Origin of the sequence: Rhodococcus sp. 14-2470-1a (genome assembly GCF_002259425.1) — a bacterium.
Lineage (GTDB): Bacteria > Actinomycetota > Actinomycetes > Mycobacteriales > Mycobacteriaceae > Rhodococcoides > Rhodococcoides fascians_E.
In genome coordinates, this window is record NZ_NPFZ01000001.1 from 160,475 (window position 1) to 179,826 (window position 19,352).

General features: G+C 64.9%; 18 protein-coding genes. 11 read left to right on the forward strand and 7 right to left on the reverse strand.

Features of this window, described 5'->3' with window-relative positions:
* Window positions 1-37: 37 nt before the first annotated feature.
* The 4 genes from CH292_RS00775 to nhaA all read left to right on the forward strand — a co-directional run bounded on the left by CH292_RS00775 (window position 38) and on the right by nhaA (window position 4,448).
* Window positions 38-1,831, forward strand: coding sequence for an acetyl/propionyl/methylcrotonyl-CoA carboxylase subunit alpha (locus CH292_RS00775; protein WP_094653792.1), 1,794 nt, complete (start codon window positions 38-40; stop codon window positions 1,829-1,831).
* Window positions 1,832-1,868: 37 nt separating this feature from the next.
* Window positions 1,869-2,300, forward strand: a complete 432-nt coding sequence (locus CH292_RS00780) for a DUF1707 domain-containing protein (RefSeq protein WP_094626514.1) — start codon at window positions 1,869-1,871, stop codon at window positions 2,298-2,300.
* Window positions 2,297-2,989, forward strand: a complete 693-nt coding sequence (locus CH292_RS00785) for a haloacid dehalogenase type II (protein WP_094653793.1) — start codon at window positions 2,297-2,299, stop codon at window positions 2,987-2,989. Before CH292_RS00780 ends, CH292_RS00785 begins: the two co-directional genes overlap by 4 nt.
* A 127-nt stretch (window positions 2,990-3,116) precedes the next feature.
* Window positions 3,117-4,448: a Na+/H+ antiporter NhaA gene (gene nhaA / locus CH292_RS00790; RefSeq protein WP_094653794.1), complete on the forward strand. Its 1,332-nt coding sequence runs from the start codon at window positions 3,117-3,119 to the stop codon at window positions 4,446-4,448.
* A gap of 72 nt (window positions 4,449-4,520) precedes the next feature.
* Here the strand turns inward: nhaA and CH292_RS00795 are convergent, their stop codons facing one another.
* The gene (locus CH292_RS00795; RefSeq protein WP_094653822.1) at window positions 4,521-5,054 is read right to left on the reverse strand and encodes an NTP transferase domain-containing protein; all 534 of its coding nucleotides are present in this window, start codon (window positions 5,052-5,054) and stop codon (window positions 4,521-4,523) included.
* Between the two features lie 179 nt (window positions 5,055-5,233).
* On the opposite strand from CH292_RS00795, the gene CH292_RS00800 reads away from it, so the two are divergent.
* The 4 genes from CH292_RS00800 to pucL are packed head-to-tail and all read left to right on the forward strand — an operon-like array spanning window position 5,234 to window position 8,896.
* Window positions 5,234-7,138 (forward strand): solute carrier family 23 protein, encoded by a 1,905-nt coding sequence (locus CH292_RS00800; protein ID WP_033190513.1) that lies wholly within the window; start codon window positions 5,234-5,236, stop codon window positions 7,136-7,138.
* A 9-nt stretch (window positions 7,139-7,147) separates the two neighbouring features.
* On the forward strand, window positions 7,148-7,651 hold the full coding sequence (gene uraD, locus CH292_RS00805) for a 2-oxo-4-hydroxy-4-carboxy-5-ureidoimidazoline decarboxylase (RefSeq protein ID WP_019666165.1): 504 nt from the start codon (window positions 7,148-7,150) through the stop codon (window positions 7,649-7,651).
* On the forward strand, window positions 7,648-7,974 hold the full coding sequence (uraH, locus tag CH292_RS00810) for a hydroxyisourate hydrolase (RefSeq protein ID WP_019666166.1): 327 nt from the start codon (window positions 7,648-7,650) through the stop codon (window positions 7,972-7,974). Before uraD ends, uraH begins: the two co-directional genes overlap by 4 nt.
* 1 nt (window position 7,975) lies before the next feature.
* Window positions 7,976-8,896, forward strand: coding sequence for a factor-independent urate hydroxylase (pucL, locus tag CH292_RS00815; RefSeq protein ID WP_020112150.1), 921 nt, complete (start codon window positions 7,976-7,978; stop codon window positions 8,894-8,896).
* A gap of 10 nt (window positions 8,897-8,906) precedes the next feature.
* On the opposite strand, the gene CH292_RS00820 is transcribed toward pucL, so the two are convergent.
* Both CH292_RS00820 and CH292_RS00825 read right to left on the reverse strand, forming a co-directional pair.
* On the reverse strand, window positions 8,907-9,536 hold the full coding sequence (locus tag CH292_RS00820) for a DUF2461 domain-containing protein (RefSeq protein ID WP_019666168.1): 630 nt from the start codon (window positions 9,534-9,536) through the stop codon (window positions 8,907-8,909).
* Window positions 9,537-9,546: 10 nt separating this feature from the next.
* A complete protein-coding gene (locus CH292_RS00825) occupies window positions 9,547-11,097 on the reverse strand; it encodes a PucR family transcriptional regulator (protein WP_230621116.1) in 1,551 nt (516 codons plus the stop codon).
* Window positions 11,098-11,305: 208 nt separating this feature from the next.
* On the opposite strand from CH292_RS00825, the gene CH292_RS00830 reads away from it, so the two are divergent.
* Both CH292_RS00830 and CH292_RS00835 read left to right on the forward strand, forming a co-directional pair.
* Window positions 11,306-12,121 carry an FAD binding domain-containing protein gene (locus CH292_RS00830; protein WP_094653795.1) on the forward strand — a complete coding sequence of 272 codons (816 nt, stop codon included), beginning with the start codon at window positions 11,306-11,308 and terminating at the stop codon, window positions 12,119-12,121.
* On the forward strand, window positions 12,115-14,820 hold the full coding sequence (locus CH292_RS00835; RefSeq protein WP_094653796.1) for a molybdopterin cofactor-binding domain-containing protein: 2,706 nt from the start codon (window positions 12,115-12,117) through the stop codon (window positions 14,818-14,820). The genes CH292_RS00830 and CH292_RS00835 overlap by 7 nt, the downstream gene beginning before the upstream one ends.
* Here the strand turns inward: CH292_RS00835 and CH292_RS00840 are convergent.
* Together CH292_RS00840 and CH292_RS00845 are read right to left on the reverse strand one after the other, a co-directional pair.
* The gene (locus CH292_RS00840; protein WP_037142774.1) at window positions 14,769-15,857 is read right to left on the reverse strand and encodes a lysylphosphatidylglycerol synthase domain-containing protein; all 1,089 of its coding nucleotides are present in this window, start codon (window positions 15,855-15,857) and stop codon (window positions 14,769-14,771) included. The two genes, CH292_RS00835 and CH292_RS00840, sit on opposite strands and share 52 nt — an antisense overlap.
* Window positions 15,854-16,291: an Lrp/AsnC family transcriptional regulator gene (locus tag CH292_RS00845; RefSeq protein ID WP_094653797.1), complete on the reverse strand. Its 438-nt coding sequence runs from the start codon at window positions 16,289-16,291 to the stop codon at window positions 15,854-15,856. The genes CH292_RS00840 and CH292_RS00845 overlap by 4 nt, the downstream gene beginning before the upstream one ends.
* A 76-nt stretch (window positions 16,292-16,367) precedes the next feature.
* On the opposite strand from CH292_RS00845, the gene CH292_RS00850 reads away from it, so the two are divergent.
* The gene (locus CH292_RS00850; protein WP_094653798.1) at window positions 16,368-17,423 is read left to right on the forward strand and encodes an acyl-CoA dehydrogenase family protein; all 1,056 of its coding nucleotides are present in this window, start codon (window positions 16,368-16,370) and stop codon (window positions 17,421-17,423) included.
* On the opposite strand, the gene CH292_RS00855 is transcribed toward CH292_RS00850, so the two are convergent.
* Window positions 17,403-18,113, reverse strand: coding sequence for a CPBP family intramembrane glutamic endopeptidase (locus CH292_RS00855; RefSeq protein ID WP_094653799.1), 711 nt, complete (start codon window positions 18,111-18,113; stop codon window positions 17,403-17,405). The two genes, CH292_RS00850 and CH292_RS00855, sit on opposite strands and share 21 nt — an antisense overlap.
* Window positions 18,113-19,315 (reverse strand): NAD(P)H-binding protein, encoded by a 1,203-nt coding sequence (locus CH292_RS00860; protein ID WP_019666177.1) that lies wholly within the window; start codon window positions 19,313-19,315, stop codon window positions 18,113-18,115. The genes CH292_RS00855 and CH292_RS00860 overlap by 1 nt, the downstream gene beginning before the upstream one ends.
* Window positions 19,316-19,352: the final 37 nt, after the last annotated feature.

Sequence of the window (19,352 nt, forward strand, 5' to 3'; positions counted from 1 at the left end):
CGGCCAGCACGGAACACTCGACACCACAGGAGGCTCAGTGCCCAGCCATGCCAGTGCGCATATCACCAAAGTTCTCGTCGCCAACCGCGGCGAGATTGCAGTTCGGGTGATCAGAGCAGCAGCAGATGCAGGCCTGAGAAGTGTCGCGGTCTACGCAGAACCCGACGCCGACGCACCCCACGTCCGCCTCGCCGACGAAGCCTTCGCCCTCGGCGGCCAGACCTCGGCGGAATCGTATTTGGTCATCGACAAACTCTTGGGCGCCGCAGCCAAGTCCGGTGCCGACGCCATCCACCCCGGCTACGGCTTCCTCTCCGAAAACGCCGACTTCGCCCAGGCCGTCATCGACGCAGGCCTGATCTGGATCGGACCCTCCCCCCAATCCATCCGAGACCTCGGCGACAAAGTCACCGCCCGCCACATCGCCGCCCGCGCCAAAGCACCCTCCGTTCCCGGCACCGCGGAACCGGTGAAGGACGCCGACGAAATCCTCGCCTTCGCCGACGAACACGGCCTCCCCATCGCCATCAAAGCCGCCTTCGGCGGAGGCGGCCGCGGTATGAAGGTCGCCCGCACCCGCGAAGAGATCCCCGAGCTGTTCGACTCCGCCACCCGCGAAGCCGTCGCAGCGTTCGGTCGCGGTGAATGCTTCGTCGAGCGCTACCTCGACAAGCCCCGCCACGTCGAAGCACAGGTCATCGCCGACCAGCACGGCAACGTCGTCGTCGCAGGCACCCGCGACTGCTCCCTGCAGCGCCGCTTCCAGAAGCTCGTCGAGGAAGCACCCGCACCGTTCCTCACCGACGCCCAGCGCGCCGAGATCCATTCCTCCGCCAAGGCCATCTGCAAAGAGGCCGGCTACTACGGCGCCGGGACCGTGGAGTACCTCGTCGGACAGGACGGCCTGGTCTCCTTCCTCGAGGTCAACACCCGCCTGCAGGTCGAACACCCGGTCACCGAAGAAACCTCCGGCATCGACCTGGTGCTGCAGCAGTTCCGCATCGCCAACGGCGAAGAACTGTCCATCACCGAGGACCCCACCCCGCGCGGACACTCCTTCGAATTCCGCATCAACGGTGAAGACGCAGGCCGCGGCTTCCTGCCCGCCCCCGGCCCGGTCACCACGTTCGTCGCGCCGTCCGGCCCCGGTGTGCGCGTCGATTCCGGTGTCGAATCCGGCTCCGTCATCGGTGGCCAGTTCGACTCCATGCTCGCCAAGCTGATCGTCACCGGCGCCACCCGCGAGGAAGCCCTCGCACGCTCCCGTCGCGCGTTGGCCGAATTCAAGGTCGAAGGCCTCGCCACGGTCATCCCGTTCCACGCTGCCGTGGTCTCCGATCCCGCGTTCATCGGTAACGGGGAATCCTTCGACGTCCACACCCGCTGGATCGAAACCGAATGGGACAACCAGGTTCCCCCGTTCACCGCCGGCGAAACGTTGGACGAGGACGAGGTTCTGCCGCGTCAGGCTGTCGTCGTCGAGGTCGGTGGCCGACGCGTCGAGGTGTCCCTGCCCGGCCAATTCTCCCTCGGTGGCGGTGGCAACGCCGGTGACGGCGCGATCCGTCGGAAGCCCAAGGCCCGCAAGCGCGGCGGAGCAGGAGCCGGAGCTGCATCCGGTGACGCTGTCACCGCACCCATGCAAGGCACCGTCGTCAAGGTCGCCGTCGAAGAAGGCCAGGAAGTCGCCGAAGGCGACCTCATCGCCGTCCTCGAAGCCATGAAAATGGAAAACCCCGTCAACGCCCACAAAGCAGGCGTCGTCACCGGGCTCGCCGTCCAACCAGGATCGGCCATCACCCAGGGCACCGTCCTCGCAGAACTGAAGTAGTACGAAAGAAAGCGACGTCCGGGTTAGTCTGTCTGTCATGGCCGACAACCCGGACGTTCGCATTGGTACCGCCGAACGCGAGCAGGCGCTCTCCAATCTGAGTCAGCACCTGAGCGACGGGCGCCTCACTCTCCCCGAGTTCGACGAGCGCAGCGCAGTGGTGACGGCAGCGACAACGCGTGGCGAGTTGGATTCTGTTTTCACCGATCTCCCCACCCCCTCGCTGGCACCGACGGCGTCTCGGCCACTGGATATCTCGAAGTCAGCGGAACCCACCGTAGAACCGGCAGCCCCGGCGGTGGTGGATGGCTGGGACTGGCGCAAAGCCACCCTGGCAGCCGCACCGATAGTCGCGCTGATCCTGTTCTTCGTGGTGCCGGTGTCCAACAGCTGGTTGTTCTTCCTACTCATTCCTCTGACCGGTGCCCTGCTGTTCGGTGGCGATCGCTCCAGGCGGCGCGATCGGTGACGGCGAAAGTACTTCTCTTCGACGTCTTCGGCACGGTCGTCGATTGGAGAACCAGCGTTGCCGCGCACTGCGCCGACGCACTGCCTGGCGACGTCGATTCGTACGCGTTCGCCGACCGTTGGCGCAGTCTCTATCAACCATCGATGGAGGACGTCCGATCCGGTGCACGGGAGTTCGTCCGTCTCGACGTGCTTCACCTCGAAAGCCTGCGGACGGTGCTCGACGAGTTCGGCGTGCGTTTGCCCGCCGAGGCCGTTGCGGAGTTGAACAGCGCATGGCATCGACTGACACCGTGGCCGGACTCGGTCTCCGGACTCGAGCGGTTGAAGTCGCAGTTCGTCATCGCTCCCCTCTCCAACGGCAACATCTCGCTGCTGTTGGACATGGCGAAGAACGCCGGATTGCCGTGGGACGCGATTCTCGGCGCCGAGCCGGTGCGCGCCTACAAGCCGAGCCCCGAGGCATACCTCCGCACAGCCGACCTCCTCGGTGTCCCACCGGAGCACTGCATGATGGTCGCCGCGCACAACAGTGACCTCGACGCGGCGCGTGCATGCGGATTCCAGACCGCCTTCATCGCCCGCCCCACCGAGCACGGACCTTCTCAGTCGACGGATCTGACGGCGGAGTCGGACTGGACTCATAGCGTTTCGTCGATCGTCGAACTGGCTTCGGCGCTGGGATGCTGAACAGATCGAGAATCGCTCGATTACACGTCTGCAACCAACCCCGCTAGAGTTGTCCCTCGGTGCGCCGGGAAGTCTGGTCGGCATGAATTGACCATGCCCGAAAGTCGTTGCCCCACTGCTGTGGGTGATGACGTTGCGAAAGGCCATCATGCCGACATCTCCGACACCGCGAACACTGTTCTCCCGCGGTTCGTGGTCCGAAGCCAGTCGTATCGCCGCAGTACTCCGCAAAGAAACGGTAGGCGGAGTTCTACTACTCGTCGCTGCCGTCGCGGCACTCGTCTGGGCGAACTCGCCGTTGTCCGACAGTTACCGAACCTTGATGAACTTCACGATCGGGCCGTCCTCGGTTCATCTGAATCTCACCGTCTCGACGTGGGCAGCCGACGGACTGCTGGCGATCTTCTTCTTCGTCGTCGGCCTCGAACTCAAACGCGAGTTCGTCGCGGGCGACCTCCGCGATCCGAAGCGCGCAGCGCTTCCCATCGCGGCCGCGGTCGGCGGAATGATAGTTCCCGCACTGATTTTCGTGCTCGTCAACCGCAACACCGGTGACGGCGCGCTGCAGGGATGGGCCATTCCCACAGCGACCGACATCGCGTTTGCTGTGGCCATTCTCGCCGTGATCGGGACCCATCTACCCACTGCACTGAGGACGTTCCTTCTTACTCTCGCCGTTGTCGACGACTTACTCGCGATCACCGTCATCGCGATCTTCTACACGGACGAGGTGAACTTCGTAGCACTCGCCCTCGCTGTGATCCCTCTCGGTCTGTTCACGATCGCCGTTCAGAAACGAATACGATCGTGGTGGATCCTCATCCCGCTCGCAGTCGTCACGTGGGTGTTGGTACACGAATCGGGTATCCACGCCACCGTCGCAGGAGTACTACTGGGGTTTGCAGTCCCCGTGATTCGAAGCCGAGCGGCGGGCGGACCCGATGCCGGCCCCGGACTCGCCGAGCACTTCGAACATCGCATTCGCCCCATCTCCGCCGGCGTCGCTGTTCCTGTGTTCGCATTCTGCGCGGCAGGCGTGACTGTCGGTGGCTTCAGCGGACTGACCAGCGCGATCACCGACCCCGTGGCACTCGGAATCATTGCGGGCCTGGTGATCGGCAAAACCGTCGGGATTTTCGGTGTCACCTTCCTGCTCTCGAAATTCACTCGCGCATCGCTGGACAGCACCGTCAGATGGGTGGACGTCGTGGGAATTTCCATACTTGCCGGCATCGGATTCACCGTGTCGCTGCTGATCGGCGACCTCGCCTTCGGACCAGGCACCGAACGCGACGACCACGTCAAGATCGGTGTGCTCGCAGGATCGATCATGGCGGCCCTGCTGGCCTCGGCCCTCCTTCGAGCGCGCAACACGGTGTACCGAAAGATTCACGAGGACGAGACGCGAGATGACGACCAGGACGGGATTCCTGACGTGTATCAGCAGCGAAACCCCTGAGAAGCGACTTCCTTCAGTCGTCCCGGCGTCCACACGCGGACCTCGTGTTCTCGTTGACAACCCGGTACGAAGTCATCGATAGTCGTGATCCACACCGGTTGCCCAGCGCGAGCACTCGACGGCGATGACGTCGTCGCGGTTGCGGAGAAATTCTCGGGCTCCCTTGTCCCCCGTTGCGCCGGCGGCGACTGCGGCCCAGTGCTCGCGTCCGAACACCACCGGGTGACCGGGGGAACCGTCGAACACTGCCCGTGCGAGCCCGGTGGCGTCTGCCGCTGCCAGGACGGCGCGCACCACCTCCGCGCCGACGTCGGGAGTGTCCACCACGTGGACGACGGCGAAGGCTGCGTCACCTGCCGCGGCGAGCCCGGCCTTCAGCGATGCGCTCATCCCTTCCTGCCAGTCGGGTGCATACACGGCGCGAGCGGGGGCGGGAACGTCGGTGTCGGCGGCACCGAGGACGACCACGACCTCGGCGCAGCCTCCGTCCACCAATGCCTGGACGGCCGCTGCCAGCCAGTCACCGTCGTGGGCGAGGACCTTGGGTGAGCCGTATCGGCGTCCGGCACCAGCGGCCAGCAGCACTCCCACTGCATCTGGAACCACTGCATCTGGAACCACTGCGCACCCTCCGTTTGGACATTCGCACAACGACTACGGCCGGACAGCCGATCATTATTGTGCCCGCTCGACTCGCGGCATCTCCCGCGATGGCGGATTCTGTTACCACTTCTCCTGCAGCGTGGCAGGACTTCGATTCCTGTTCGCTACCGCGAGGTGTCCACATGTCCGTTCTCCCGATCAAGCGTCGCCGTGTTCATCCTGTCGACGAAGTGTTGCCCGTCCCCAAACTCGCTGCGTACGGCTTTCAACATGTCGTCGCGTTCTACGCGGGCGCCGTACTGGTGCCGATCATCATCGGCAGCGCGATCGGACTGACCAACGAACAGTTGATCCACCTGATCAATGCCGACCTGTTCACGTGCGGGATCGCGTCGATCATTCAGTCCGTGGGGTTCTGGAAGATCGGCGTTCGCCTCCCGCTTCTGCAGGGCGTGACGTTTGCCGGAGTGTCACCGGTGATCGCGATCGCGATGGCGAACGGCGGCGGCACCGAGGGGTTGCTGTACGTCTACGGAGCCGTCATCGTCGCGGGCCTCGTCACGTTCTTCATGGCACCGTATTTCAGCAAGCTTCTGAGGTTCTTTCCGCCCGTCGTGACCGGGACGGTGATCACGATCATCGGCGTCGCACTGCTCCCCGTCGCCGTCAACGATGCGGTGACCAATCCCGCTACGCACGAGCAGGATCCGACGAACGGACGGTGGATGGCGTACGCCATCGGCACCCTGCTGATCATCGTGCTGATTCAGCGCTTCTTCAAAGGATTCATGGCGACCATCGCGGTGTTGCTCGGTTTGGTGATCGGGAGCGCCGTCGCATTCGTTCTGGGAGACATGAGCTTCGACGGCACCGGTGAAGCATCGTGGGTGGGCTTCACGCAGCCGTTCCTGTTCGGCGCGCCGAAGTTCAGCGTCATCGCGATCATCTCGATGATCGTCGTCATGCTGATCATTGCCGTCGAAACCACCGGAAGTGTCTATGCCACCGGCGAAATCGTCGGGAAGCGGATCAAGAAGGACGACATAGCGGCAACCCTGCGCGCGGACGGCGTGGCGACGGTGATCGGCGGGACGTTCAACTCGTTCCCCTACACCGCATTCTCGGAGAACGTCGGGCTGGTGCGTCTCACCGGAGTTCGGAGCCGGTGGGTCGTGGCAGCGGCGGGCGCAATCATGATCCTGCTGGGGCTACTGCCGAAAACCGCCGCGGTCGTTGCGTCGATTCCGCCGCCCGTGCTCGGCGGTGCGGCGCTGGCTCTGTTCGCGACGGTTGCCGTGGTGGGAATCCAGACGCTGTCCAAGGTCGATTTCACCGACCACCGCAATTTGATCATCGTGGCAACCAGCCTGGGCCTCGCGATGCTGGTGACGATCCAACCGACGGTGTCCCAGGGCGTGCCTGCATGGCTCGAGATGCTCTTCGGCAGCGGTATCGTCCTCGGAGCCGTCACGGCGATCGTGTTGAACGTGTTGTTCTTCCATCTCGGTGGTCGCGGCCAGGCCGTGGCAGGTGGACCGGGTAAGGGAATCACCCTGGACAAGGTCAACGCAATGACTCCCGACGAATTCGCCTCGACGTTCGGCGGTCTGGTTCAGGGCACACCATGGGTGGTCGAGCGTGCGTACCAGCAGGCACCGTTCGCCGACGCGCACAGCCTGCGGGAGGCGTTCCAGGAATCTCTGCTGGCCGGGACGACGGAGGAGCAGGTGGAGCTGATCAACAGTTACCCCGACCTCGGCAGTGAGGATGCGACGGGAACACTGCACGCCGCAGATCACGTCGGCCTGTCCAATCTGGAGGAAGACGAGCACGACAGCATCGTCCAACTCGCGGCGGAGTACCGGCAGCACTTCGGATTTCCGCTCGTGATCTGTGCCAGGGAGACCGAACGCTACGACAGAGTTCTCGCCAATGGGTGGTCGCGCATGGAGAATGCAGCCGCGGCCGAGCGATCGTTTGCGATGATCGAGATCGCCAAGATCGCGAACTATCGCTTCGACGACCTCGTCGCCGACGCCAACCCCATCGCCGCCGCCCGCTTCGGTCGGCTGACCGAGCACAGATAGCGAGATGCGTTGTTACACGAATGGATAGGCCTGGACGGGTTCAACGAACTGTCGGACCGGCAGGCGATGCATGCTCTGTTCGAGTGTTGCTCGTCGTCGATCTGGGCTCGACGGGTCGCCGGGTCTCGGCCGTTCTCGTCCCGAGATCAACTGCTGGACCGGGCAGATCGAGTGCTCGCCGAACTCCCGGAAGCGGAGATCGACCAGGCGCTCGACGGCCACCCCCGGATCGGCGGGCGGGCGGACAACAGCTCCTCCCAGCGCGAGCAGGCGGCTGTCCAGAGTGCAGGATCGGATGTGCTGGCCGAGCTCGCCGAGGCCAATCGCAAGTACGAAGCACAGTTCGGGCACGTATACCTGGTGTGCGCCACCGGACGGTCGGCGACGGAGTTGCTCGCTATCCTCGAAGAGAGATTGGGGAACGACCCCGAGACCGAGCGACGGGTGCTGCGCGTGGAACTGGCCAAGATCAACAGAATTCGACTGAACCGGGTGTTGGGGCCGCAGCAGTGAGCGGGATCAGCACGCACGTTCTCGACGCGGTCGCCGGGGCTCCCGCGGTGGGGATACGGGTCGCGCTGTTCCATCCGGTGGACGGACAGATCGCGACGGCGGCCACCGACGCCGACGGACGGGTGCCGGAACTGGTACCCGGTCCGGTCGCTACCGGTACGTACCGCCTGTCCTTCGACACCGGCAGCTACTTCGACGTCCACGGCACGGCGACGTTCTATCCGGAAGTGTCCATCTCGTTCGCTGTGACCGACCCGGATGCGCACTACCACGTTCCATTGTTGTTGTCCCCGTTCGCCTATTCCACCTATCGCGGGAGCTGAGATGACCGACCTGAACGGCAAGATCGTCCTCGGGGCAAACCAGTACGGCAAAGCCGAGAACCGAGTCGTACGGATCTACCGTGATTCTCCGCGACACGAGATCCACGACATCAACGTCTCGAGCGCGCTGCGCGGCGACTTCTCACCCGCCCACCTCGTCGGCGATCAATCGAATGTTCTACCGACGGATACGCAGAAGCAGACGGCATACACGTACGCCAAGTCCAAGGGCCTGTTGCACATCGAGAGCTACGGGCTCGACCTTGCCCGGCATTACGTCGACGATGTCGAGCCCGTCGAGGGCGCCCGCATCGAGCTCGAGGAGTACGCCTGGCAGCGTGTTGTCGTCGACGGAGCCGAGCACGACCACACGTGGACGCGCAAGGGCGAGGAGATCCGCACGTCCGCGGTGACCGTCGAAGGCAAGGGCGAGTACCAGAAGACGTGGGTCGTCAGCGGTTTCAAGGAACTGATCATCCTCAAGTCTACCGGGTCGGAGTTCGCGGGCTTCCTCGAGGACGAGCTGACCGTGCTCGAACCGACCCATGACCGGGTGATGGCGACGTCTCTCACTGCGCAGTGGCGCTACACTCGCACCGACGTGGACTGGGACGGAGTCCACGCAGGCGTGAAGGCCGCGATGATCGAGCGGTTCGCCAATCTGCAGTCACTTGCACTGCAGCAGACGTTGTACGCGATGGGTGAGGCGGTACTGCAGAAGTATCCGTTCATCGCAGAGATTCGGATGTCGGCACCCAACAAGCATCATTTCCTCTACGACACAGCACGTTTCGGTGTCCCCAACGACAACGAGGTATTCAACGCCGACGATCGACCCTATGGTTTGATCCAGGCGACGGTCGAGCGCGAGGATGCCCCGGACGCCGGCAGTGCATGGCGCACCTACTCGGTGGTCGGCTGAGCACCGGTACCTACTGCAGAACCTGCTCGGCCCACTCGACGAGAGGGGCCATCTTCCGCCACGATTCACGGACCCGTGCAGCGGCTTTCGGTGTTTCGAGCCAGGCAGGCGAACCGAAATGCCTGCTGACGGTCAGGGTCTTGTGGCGGAGCAGTTCGATCCGCGGGTGGTCGGCGTCGTAACCTCGCGGTTTGGTCTTGAGCTGGTCGCCGCCGATCTCGAAGCCTGCTTTCTGCATCGCCGCAACGATGTTCTCGAGCTCGGTCCCGCGCACCTCGGTGTCGACGGCGTCCCGGAACCGGGCGATTCCGTCGGCGTCCGCGTGATAAAAGCCGCCCGCGACGAAAAGTCCGGCCGGGTCGATCTGAACGTAGTACCCCAGGGCCGAGCCCCGCGCGACGAACGCACCCTGGTGCGCTTTGTAGGGGGTCTTGTCCTTCGAGAATCGGACGTCGCGGTACGGCCGGAACATCTTCGCGGGACCGAACTCGGACTCGAGTTCGGCGAGAAGCGCCGTCATCGGTTCCTTCACCGAGTGTTGGTAGACGTCCTTGTGGGCGTTCCACCACACTTTGCTGTTGTCCGCTTCCAGGTCCTCGTAGAAGTCGAGAGCGGCGAAAGGGATCCCCGTGAAAGCCATGAGCCCGATTCTAGGTGTGCGGCTGCGCCACCGATTGCAGAGCCAGGTAGACGTCGACGCGGTCCGCAGTGGACGCCATATCGCGGCCGAGCAGTTCTTCGACGCGTTTGATCCGGTAGCGGACCGTGTTGAGATGGACGTGAAGCACGTCGGCTGTCCTGTTCCACGAACCGCCCTGGGCCAGGAACTCACGCAGGGTGTCGAGTAGTCCGGAGTCGCCGTCGTACCGAAGCACCGGACCGAGGACACGCTCGGCATAGTCGCGTCGGACACGGTCGGGAAGAATCGACACCAGCGAGACCGCCGAGTCCAGATCGCCCGCGGCGACGACAGCGACCTGTTTCTCGCTCGCCCTTGCCACGTCGGACGCGTGACGAGCGGATTGAACCGCACCTTCCAGTGCCGAGCCCGTCACCTCGGAGCTGACGCCGACGACGAGCCTGCTCCTCCCGATCCCGGCGGCCAGCCTGCGCAATCTCGTCCGGAGAACGGGCACGATGTCGACGGCTTTGGTTGTCACGATCCCCACGATGTCGCCGCGGCTTCCGCCACCGACGCATCCACCGCCGAAGGACGTCAGAGTGTCCGACAGAACGGTCCTGAGCAGTTCGTGCATGTCACCTCGACCGACGAAGACCGCACTGATCACGACGAGTGGTTGTTCGGGATCGACGCCGGCTTGGCGAAGCCGTACGAGCGTCTCCGATGTCGACCAGTCCTCTTCCAGCAATCGCACGGCCTGGTCGGCGATTTCGCGTCGCACGAGGCGGCCTTCCTCCCTGCGAGCGCGGTCGAGAGCAGCGATCGAAGCGAGCTGACCGAAGGCGTCGGAGATCGCCGGACCGAAGGTCCGGTAGTCACCGGAGACGGCAAGGAACCAGCGCATCGCTCTGGTGGACAGCGCCGCACCGACACCGAAGATGCTGTGGACGCGGCCTCCTGCGAGGGTGACCGTCGCGGGCAGGCTGTCGGCGGACAGGGCGCAGCGGGTCAGCGCATCGACGTCCTCGTCGGAGAAGGGGGTCGCTTCGACGACGAGTCGACGCCCGGTCGCGGTGAAGATCGAGCACTGCATCCCGGTCTCGCGTGTGGTGTGGACGGCCAGCTCGTCGAGGGCACGGCCGTCGGCGACAGCCGTCAGGAGCTGTCGTTGTCGCATGAGCGAGGTGTTCAACGCGGCGATCCTGTCGCCCGACACCCGGTCGACGAGAAACTCCGTCAGATCGCCGAACGACACCGACGCCGGTACGGCGAGCAGGGGCAGTCCGTGCCGCTCGCACGCGTCGACGAGATCGACCGGAACGTGACCGAGCAACCCCTCACCGGCTGCCAATGCCACAGCGCCCGAGCCGAACACTGCCCGAACGAACGCGTCCGAATCCTCGGGCGCTCGGCGCCACACGAGTCCGGTGATGACCAACTCGCCGCCCGCGATGTAGCGAGACGGATCCGGTAGATCGGTCGTGAACGTCCACTTGACGGTTCGCTCGTACGCCTCCGTGTCCGTGGTCAGCATGCGGATGCCAAATTCCGGAACCGCGAGCAGGTCTTTGACCTGCATGTTCACCTCCGATGTTCCCCGGCTTTGTAGGAACGGACAATAACCGCGGAGTGTTTCGGTCGCGTTTCGGTCGTATCGCATCAGTACGCCGCCGCCGTAACAGATGTTCACTAGAGTTCGCACATTGTCACTCCGCAGGCTCCGCTCCTGCGGAGCACAATGGTCACTCCGCAGGCTCCGCTCCTGCGGCACACGAAGGCGGTGACGGATGGACCTGGGAACGATTGCCGACGTGGTGATTCCGCGCATGCGGTCCGATGTTCCTCCCGGCCGCGACGACAGTGCGGTCATCGCCGGTGGAACCTGGTTGATGTCGGAGAAACAGGACCATCTGACGCGTCTGGTCGACATCACCGGTCTTGGTTGGCCGCCGCTCGTGGTGGACGACGCTGGATTGACCGTCGCGGCGACCTGCACGATCGAGACACTGGCGACGGCGACCTTCGAACGGGACTGGCCGGCGACGGTGTTGTTCGAGCAGTGTGCGACAGCATTGCTCGCGTCGTTCAAGATCTGGAAGGTCGCCACCGTCGGCGGCAACATCTGTCTCTCTCTACCCGCGGGTGCGATGATCTCACTCGCGACGGCTATGGACGGCGTCGCGACGGTCTGGGCCGACGACGGTTCCGAGTACACCGTCCCGGTGGTCGACTTGGTGACCGGGCCGCACGAGAACGCCCTGCGGGTGGGCGACATGCTGCGCAGCGTTCGCTTCACCTCCGAGGCACTCTCCGCGACAACCGCGTTCCGGAAGATTGCTCTCTCTCCGCTCGGACGTTCCGCGACGGTGGTCGTCGGGCGTCGCGATACCGACGAACAGTTCGTCGTCAGCGTGACGGCCGCGACGAGGCGCCCGTACGTACTCCGCTTTCCTGGGCTGCCGAGCCAGGACGAGCTGAGAGGAGCGCTCGCCGGGAGTATTCCCGACACTGCATGGTACGACGACCCCCACGGAGCGCCGGATTGGCGCCGACACATCACCATCGGCTCGGCTGCGGAGATTCTGGAGGAACTGACGTGCTAGTCGGCATCAACGGCACACCCACCGAATGTTCCCCTCGCCCAGGGCAATGCCTGCGCACTCTGCTGCGTGATCACGCGCATTTCGAGGTCAAGAAGGGGTGCGACGCCGGAGACTGCGGCGCCTGTTCGGTTCTCGTCGACGGAGAGCCGGTACATTCCTGCATCTTTCCGGCGTTTCGTGCCGTCGATCGGCAAGTGACCACGGTCGCGGGGCTGGGCACGCCCGAGGACCTGCATCCTGTCCAGCGACGATTCGTCGAGGCGGGAGGCTTCCAGTGCGGTTTCTGCACTGCGGGGATGGTGGTCACTGCGTCGACGCTCGACGATGAAACGGATCTGCCCCGCGACGATCTTGCGCAGAAGCTGAAGGGCAACCTGTGCCGCTGCACCGGGTATCGCAGTATCGCCGACGCGGTGCACGGCGTGGTGAACACCGAGAAGGTCACCGACGGTCCGTCGTCGGGTCGGTCGCTGTCTGCTCCTGCGGCAACGCGAATCGTCACGGGAACCGAGGACTACACACTGGACATCACGCCGGCCGGGCTCCTGCACGCCAGTGTTCTGGGCAGTCCGCATCCACACGCGAGAGTGGTGTCGATCGACACGTCGGTCGCCGAGGCACTACCCGGAGTCAGACTGGTCCTCACCTCCGCGGACAGCCCGGACCGGCTGTTCTCCACCGCCCGCCACGAACAACGGACGGACGACCCGGACGACACTCGCGTGATCGACACGGTGATGCGCTTCAAGGGGCAACGCGTCGCGGTGGTCGTCGGAGAGACCCTGGCCGATGCCGAAGCGGGATGCCGAGCGCTCGTGGTGGAGTACGAGGTACTGCCTGCGGTGTTCGATCCCGCAGCGGCGTCGCTTCCCGGGGCGCCGCTCGTACATGCGGACAAGGGCCAGGAGTCGCGGATCGCGGACCCGTCGCGCAATCTCGTTGCCGAATTGCACGGTGGCACCGGCGATGTGGACGCGGCCGTCGCCGATGCCGATGCCGTCGTCACCGGCCGATTCACCACACAGCGAATCCAGCACGTGCATCTCGAGACGCACGGCACGATCGGATGGATGGACGACTCCGGACGCCTGACGCTGCGGACGAGCACTCAGGTTCCGTTTCTGGTGCGCAACGAGATCTGCGAGATCTTCGGTCTTCGCCCCGACCGCGTCCGGGTGTTCACCGCCCGCGTCGGCGGTGGGTTCGGAGGGAAGCAGGAGTTGCTGACCGAGGACATCGTTGCGCTCGCAGTGTTGAGAACGGGCTCGCCCGTCCAGTTCGAGTTCACCCGTGGCGACGAGTTCACCGTCTCACCGTGCCGTCACCCGTTCCAGGTCGACGTCACGGTGGCGGGCACCGCCGACGGCGTCCTGACCGCGCTGGCGGTGGATGTGGTGACCGACGCAGGGGCGTATGGAAACCACTCCCCCGGCGTCATGTTCCACGGGTGCGGAGAATCGGTCGCCGTCTACCGATGCGCCAACAAGCGGGTCGACGCGAAGTCCGTCTACACCAACAACATTCCGTCCGGCGCGTTCCGCGGGTACGGGCTGGGACAGGTGATCTTCGCGGTCGAGTCCGCCATCGACGATCTGGCACGCGACCTGGACATCGATCCCTTCGAGTTCCGACGCCGCAATGTCGTGGTGCCGGGTGATCCCCTCGTGGCCGCGCACGTCGAGGGAGACGATCTGATGTTCGGCAGCTACGGCCTCGACCAGTGTCTCGACCTGGCAGAGCGCGCGTTGAGGGAGGGCAACGGTGTCGGTGCTCCACCGGGATGGAAGGTCGGCGAGGGAATGGCGATCGCGATGATCGCAACCATCCCGCCGCGTGGGCACTTCGCGGAGGTCACCGTATCGCTCGGCCGCGAGGGAACCTACGAGATCGGCATCGGCACAGCAGAGTTCGGCAACGGGACGACGACGGTGCACACGCAGATCGCCGCGACGGAACTCGCCACGTCCCCCGACCGGATCGTTGTCCGGCAGTCCGACACCGATTCCGCGACATACGACACGGGTGCCTTCGGTTCGGCCGGGACCGTCGTGGCGGGCAAAGCGCTCCTGGCAGCGGTCCTGCTCCTCTCCGAGCGCATTCGCGGTGTTGCCGCGTCGGCGTTCGGCGTCGCGCCGGAGGCATGCATCCTCGGGCCGGAGGGTGTGCACTGCGAGGATCGCTTCATGTCCCTGCCCGACGTCCTCGCCGACGCGGGCGGAACACTGACCGCGTCGGGTGACAGTGGCGGGGTCCCCCGATCGTTGGCGTTCAACGTTCACGCCTTCCGCGTCGCAGTCGAGGAGAGCACCGGCACCGTCCGAATCCTGCAGTCGATCCAGAGCGCCGACGCAGGCACCGTCATGAATCCTCAACAGTGCCGTGGCCAGGTCGAAGGCGGCGTGGCTCAGGGCATCGGTTCGGCGTTGTACGAGGAGATCCAGACCGACGGCGCGGGGACGGTCGTCACCGATTCCATTCGCAGCTACCACGTCCCGCAGTTCGCCGACATACCTCCGACCGAGGTGTACTTCGCCGACACCTACGACCAGCTCGGCCCGTTCGGCGCCAAGTCGATGAGCGAATCACCGTACAACCCGGTCGCCCCGGCGCTGGCGAATGCGATCAAGGACGCCATCGGATCACGGCTTCATGCCCTTCCGCTCTCCTCGGATCGGGTGTGGCGCTCACTCGACGGCTGAGAACGGGGCGACTGGAAGACCTTCCAGTTCTTCGTCAGACGCCAGTAGAGGTAGGACACGAGGCCGATGGGAATGGGCAGGAACCACGTCGCGAATCGGAACACCAGAACAGCCGCAACGAGTTCCGCCTGCTGACCGGTGGACAACCCGACCCCGAGCACGGCGATCAACGCGGCCTCGGCGACCCCGAGGCCACCCGGCGTCGGGGCAACGAACGCTGCGAGCGACATCGCTCCGAACGCCACGAAGATTCTGTCCCACCCGATGTCGTCGTGACCCAGACCGGCCATCCGAACCGACACACCGAGCACTGTCGCGCCGAGTACCTGCGTCAACACCATCGTGGCGGTCAGTGACCTCCAGGACGTCCGGACTTCGGCGAGCAGATCGGCACGGAAGATGGCGATCTGCTCTTCCATGTCCCGAGGTTGGATTCTGGTGATGCGCTCGGCCACGGCACCGCGCATCCGTGTGAGCAGCCGACCGAGGGCGCGAGCAAACCGATCGCTGCTCAGGATGCATCCGATCGATGCGCAGATGGCCGTCACGACCACGCACGCGCCGACGGCAATCCACACCACCGACCCGGACACCGAGCCGAACACGACGAGTACGACGAGCGCGATCGCCATGACTCCGTAGCGCGAAAGATTGGTCCACAACCCCACGGCGAGAATGGAGGTCGTGCTCGCGGCGAGCGTGAACCCCCACGATCGATACATCGCGAACGTCAATCCGGTTGCGACGGTGCCGCCTTCGGGCACAGTGTTGGCGAGCGCCGACGACGCGGTTCGTGCTACCCCGGCACGCGGCAGGTCGAGCCCCGGGAGAGTATAGGTCATGGGCTTGAACATCGATGCGAGGTAGACGAGGCCGAGACCGGAGACGACGAGAACGTGGGTGAGGGAGATGGACCCGATGGCGTCGGACACTGAACCGGAGTTACCGACGGTCCGGTAGAGGAGCCACATCACCAGTCCGACCACCCCGTACGACAGGACGGCGGAGACAATCTTGCGCACTCCCGACCGCGTCATCGGTCGTAGAACGTCTGCAGAATGATGGTGCTGCGGGTACGAACGTTCGCGGTAGCTCGAATGTCTTGGAGCAGTTGTTCGAGTGCACGCGGTGACGAGGTTCGCACCAACAGGACGTAGCTTTCCTCACCGGCGACTGAGTGACACGACTCGATCGCGGTGATGTGCCGGAGGCGGGCAGGCGCATCGTCGGGCTGCGCCGGATCGATCGGGGTGATCGCAACGAACGCAGACAGCGGTCGCCCCAACGCTTCCGAGTCGACCTGTGCGGTGTAGCCACGAATGACTCGTCTCGATTCCAGACGGCGCACACGCGATTGCACCGCCGACACCGACAGGCTTGCCTTCTCGGCCAGAGTCGCAAGGGTCGCGCGGCCGTCTGCGACGAGTTCGTCGATGATCAACCGGTCGATCCGGTCGAGATTTTCGCTCACCTGCGCAATGTAGCCCAGAACGCCCGGTTTCGGCGGACTGGACTACCGGAAATCCGCACCGGGAGCGAGCTAGGATGTGTCCGTGTCGTCCTGGCCGGAACGTGCTCGTGAACTCGCCGATTCGGTACTGTTCCCTGCCGCCGACTCCGTCGACGTCGACGGTGAGATCCCCTCCAGCCATTTCGACATCTTGGCGGCGGAGGGCTTCTACGGGCTCGCATCCGACCGCGGTGAACCGCTGGGGCCGGATGAATTGCCGCTCGTCGTCGAAACCCTCTGCGCCGGTTGCCTGGCAACCACCTTCACCTGGATGCAGCACAACGGCGTCGTCATGTCGCTCACCCACACGAGCAACACGTCGTTGCGCACGCGGTATCTCGACGGCGTGATCGATGGATCCATCAAGGCGGGTGTTGCCTTCGCAGGCGCGATACCTCGGCCGCCCAAGCTGTATGCGCGCCGAACCGACACCGGCTACGTGCTGGACGGACACGCGCCGTTCGTCACGGGGTGGGGCATAGTGGACATCCTTCAGGTGTCCGCGCGCGACGAGTTCGACGATTCCATCGTGCACCTCGTCATCCCCGCCACGGATGCGGCCGGTATCGAGGTCGAACGCCTGACGCTGATCGCCGTCGACGCGAGCAACACGGTCCGGCTGCTGTTCGACGGCGTCGAGGTGGACGATTCTCAGGTCGTGTCCGTCGTGACGGACGAGGAGTTTCAGTCCGGACAGATCTACGGGTCGTATCTGAACGGGTGCATGGCGATGGGTGTCGCACGTCGCGCCATCACTCAGATGGACGACATCGGAACCGATACCTCATCGTTTCGTCGCTCTCATTCCCAGCGCCGCGCTGCGTTCGACGACGCCCTCGCCGGCACGTACGACATGTTCGCGGCGCGGGCGGAAGCGTCGGAACTGGCGATGCGGGCGGCGGCTGCGCTGGTGACCGCCACCGGTTCGGGAGCAATCGTCGGGCACGGCACGCCGGAGCGGCTGGTGCGGGAGGCTACGTTCACTCTCGTCGGCGCGGGACGGCCCCAGATCAAAGCCGAACTACTCCGGACCTTGCAAGGCGACCCCGCAGGCAGGAGCGGACGGTGGCCGTCAGACGAAGAGTGGCGGTAGAGCGAACACCATCACTGTCGACCAGGCGACGTGAGTCAGCATCGGCGCCAGGATGCCGCCGGAGGAGCGGCGCTGGAGCGCCAGGACGAACCCCAGGGTGATGGCGGCGAACGCGAGCATCGGGTTGCCGCTGGCGAGGGTGACGACCGTGTAGACGAGCGTCGAGATCAGAACCGGCTTGCGGCGTCCGATGGCGGCGAAGAGTGCGCCACGAAAGAAGATCTCCTCGGCCACACCGTTCAGGAGCGTGATGAACACGATCAGGCCCAACGACCCCATCGTGGCGTGCGCCAACACGTTGGCGACGAAGTCCGCGAGGGGCGGAATCTGGCGAACGACGAGACCGCCGACGACGAACACACCGCCGGCAGCGAGACCGATGAGAATCGGTGTGATGATCGGCCGACGCATCGAGCCGTTGAACGTGATTCGCCCGAGGTGCAACGGGCCGGAGACGAATCCGCCGATGATCCACGTAGCCGCCAGCGCGATCGTCAGCGGGTAGAAGGCGTTGTCCCCCGGGCTTACCGACAGCGACACACCGAGAAGAACTGCTCCGACGACGAGTGTGATGCCGACGACGATGCGTCGGCGAAGGAAAGCGCGATCGGACTGCCGGTGATCACGGTCGACCTTGTCCACGAGCGCGGACTTCATCACGTCGACCACCGTGGTCTGCCACGTCGCCATCAAGCCTCCTCGTCCCCGCCGTGTTCGTCGTTCGATCCCCCGCGCACGCGTCGTATCACCGATCTCGCGCGTTCCGAAACACCACCGACCACGTCGAGGTTGGTGCGCACCACCGCTGCCACCGGCCACGAGTAGAGCATCTTGCGTGCACCGAGGGCTTCGAGCAAGCTCCACGTCTCGTCGGAGGATGCTGCGACGCCGTAGCGGCGGATGCCGATTGCGTCGCCGCCACTCCAGACCGCGTCGGTGTGCGCGAGCCGGAGCGGATCCTTGGATGCACGAACTCCCGGCGGCTCACCGACGGTGCCGAGAACGCTGCGGCGCATCGCTTCGTCGATCGTGGTCCGCCCGCCCTCCTTCTCTCCGACGAGATCGACGATTCGACTTTCGGTCGCCGTCATCGTGTTGTGAAGGGAATGAACGAGGTCCTCGGCCAGAGCGTCGGGGACGGGGATGATCTTGCCGATCACGCGACCTGCGAGGCCGGTGGGGACGCCGGGAGCGGACACCCCGATCCGCGTCAGGCCGGCGGCGTCGACGTACGCGAACAGTAAGTCTCGGTAGGGCACGACGTCGGGCCCCCCGATGTCGTACGCACCCGCGGGCACCTCCTGCCTGGAGGCCAGCAGGTAGAACAGTACGTCGTCGACGGCGATGGGCTGCACAGGCCGATTCAGCCAGCTCGGTAGCGGCAGCACCAGCAGTCGGTCGGCGAGATAGCGGAGCATTTCGTAGGACGTCGAGCCTGCGCCGAGGACGATGGCGGCCTTGAGCCACACCACCTCCACGCCGTCGACGTCGAGTGCTTCGCCGACGTCGGCGCGGCTGCCGAGATGCTCGGACAGCGCTTCACCTTCCGGAGCGAAACCACCGAGATAGACGATTCTCCTGACACCGGCCGCTGCCGCCGCTTCGGCGAACTGCCCCGCCGAGCGCAGGTCCTGGGCTCGGTAGTCCTCCTGGCCGATCGCGTGCACCAAGTAGTACGCGGTATCGATGTCTCCGGCAGCCTCGAACGCGTCGGCCAGCGAGCTCGTGTCGCCTGCATCGAGCGCCACCGTCTCCACCTCGTGTCGCCAGTCGAAGCGATCGAGGCTGTCCGGCCGACGTGACGCGGCCACGACGGTGTCGCCGTCGTCGAGCAACGCGGCGACCAGACGCGAACCGATGTAACCACTTGCCCCCGTCACGAGAACTCTCATGCTCGCCAAGGCTAACCGGCTCGCGAGAGTTGTGCCG

Coding starts and splice junctions, on each gene's coding strand:
- CH292_RS00780 (WP_094626514.1), top strand. CDS start 1,869: ATGGCCGACAACCCGGACGTTCGCATTGGTACCGCCGAACGCGAGCAG.
- nhaA (WP_094653794.1), top strand. CDS start 3,117: ATGACGTTGCGAAAGGCCATCATGCCGACATCTCCGACACCGCGAACA.
- CH292_RS00800 (WP_033190513.1), top strand. CDS start 5,234: ATGTCCGTTCTCCCGATCAAGCGTCGCCGTGTTCATCCTGTCGACGAA.
- pucL (WP_020112150.1), top strand. CDS start 7,976: ATGACCGACCTGAACGGCAAGATCGTCCTCGGGGCAAACCAGTACGGC.
- CH292_RS00820 (WP_019666168.1), bottom strand. CDS start 9,536: ATGGCTTTCACGGGGATCCCTTTCGCCGCTCTCGACTTCTACGAGGAC.
- CH292_RS00825 (WP_230621116.1), bottom strand. CDS start 11,097: ATGCAGGTCAAAGACCTGCTCGCGGTTCCGGAATTTGGCATCCGCATG.
- CH292_RS00830 (WP_094653795.1), top strand. CDS start 11,306: ATGGACCTGGGAACGATTGCCGACGTGGTGATTCCGCGCATGCGGTCC.
- CH292_RS00840 (WP_037142774.1), bottom strand. CDS start 15,857: ATGACGCGGTCGGGAGTGCGCAAGATTGTCTCCGCCGTCCTGTCGTAC.
- CH292_RS00855 (WP_094653799.1), bottom strand. CDS start 18,113: ATGGCGACGTGGCAGACCACGGTGGTCGACGTGATGAAGTCCGCGCTC.
- CH292_RS00860 (WP_019666177.1), bottom strand. CDS start 19,315: ATGAGAGTTCTCGTGACGGGGGCAAGTGGTTACATCGGTTCGCGTCTG.